At 71.1% G+C, this 1410-nt stretch carries 1 protein-coding gene and 1 pseudogene; both read right to left on the minus strand.

The genetic code is table 11. The annotated features are described in order from the left end of the window. Window positions 1-195 (minus strand): annotated as a pseudogene (locus tag PSH25_RS28935) (metal ABC transporter permease); the annotation flags it as partial. Window positions 196-340: 145 nt separating this feature from the next. After that, complete coding sequence (locus PSH25_RS28940) at window positions 341-1408, minus strand: hypothetical protein (protein ID WP_372492875.1); 1068 nt, start codon at window positions 1406-1408, stop codon at window positions 341-343. Window positions 1409-1410: the final 2 nt, after the last annotated feature.

Here is a 1410-nt window from a genome sequence, read left to right on the forward strand (position 1 = left end):
TGCGTTGGAGGCGATCCGCCCGTGTTTGCGCCTCGCCCGCAGCGCGCCCAGTGGGAGCAGCAGCAGGTAGGCGAGCACGCGCAGCAGGACGACGGCGGAGGCCGAGGTCGGGGAGCTGCCGTAGTCGACCGATGCGGTCCAGCTGGCCAGTAGGCCGCCGTATGAGGCGACGCAGCTGAGGCCAGTGCCGAACATCGACATCAGCTACAGGCGTGTGGTGAGCATGCGGCAGGTCGCTGCCGGCGCGCGGAGCATGTGCACCACAAGGATGGTGCCGAGGGCGCGGAGCCGGCGCGGGCGCACGGGCGCGGGCGTCGGCGCGGGGCAGTGCGCGGCTGGGTTAGGAGAGCTTGGAGTTGGTTACCGTGGGGTTGCGGGCGCCCAGGAAGAAGATGCCGGGGAAGCCGCGCGTCTCGAACTTGGCGCTGGGGTTGCGGCGCAGGGTCGAGTTTTCGATCTTCATCGTGCCGGTGCGGTTGTTGCTCACGAAGAAGACCGCGCCGCCGCCCTCGTTCGCCTTGTTGTTGTCGATGATCGTGCCGGCGATCCGTACGGTGAACTCGTTGCCGTCGCAGTAGATCGCGCCGCCGCTGCCGCCGCCGGGCGTGCCGGACTTGGCCGGGTTGGCGCCGCTGCCGATCGCCTCGTTGTCCCTGAGCAGGCTGTTCAGCACCACCCAGGAGACGCCGATGCTGCTCAGCGCCCCTCCGTTGGAGCAGGAACCGCCGTCGAAGGTGCTGCCCACGACGTACACCGGCTTGTTCTCGTACTGGCTCAGCACCCGGACGGCCGCGCCACCCAGGTCGGGGCCGGTGCGGTCGCAGCGGTTGCGGACGAAGCGCGAGTTGACCACCTTCAGTCGCCCACCGCGTACGAAGATCGCCCCACCGCCGCCGCCCTCGGCCTTCTCGCCAGTGGAGTTGCCGTCGGTGAAGGTGAGGTTCTGCACGGTGAGCTGCGGGTGGTCCTGGTTCTGGCAGTGCGAGGTGGTGAAGCCCTGGGCCTCGTCACAGGTGTTCATGTAGAGGATCCGGCGCTGTCCCTGGCCGCTCAGCGTGACCTTGCCGCCGCCGTCCAGCACGACCTTCGGCCCGTTGGCGTTGCGGACCTTCGCGGTGGCGGCCATCTTGATGGTCACCGGGGACGGTCCACAGTTGAACGTGATGACGCCGCCGGCCGCGACGGCCTTCACGACCGCCGCCGAGGTGCAGCTCGCCGGGGTGCCGGTGCCGATGGTCCGGGTCGGCTTGGCGGTGTCCACCGCCCGCCCCTCGGCCGGCACGGTGGCCTTGCCGTTCGGGTTGCCGGCCGCGAGCACCTTGTTGGCGGGCTTCGGGCTCGCGCTGGCGCCCGGGCCGCCGAGGCCGTCGCGGGCCCCCGGCGCGCCGGCCTGACCGCCGGTCGGCAGGG

The organism is Micromonospora foliorum, assembly GCF_022229015.1.
GTDB classification, from domain to species: Bacteria; Actinomycetota; Actinomycetes; order Mycobacteriales; family Micromonosporaceae; genus Micromonospora; species Micromonospora foliorum.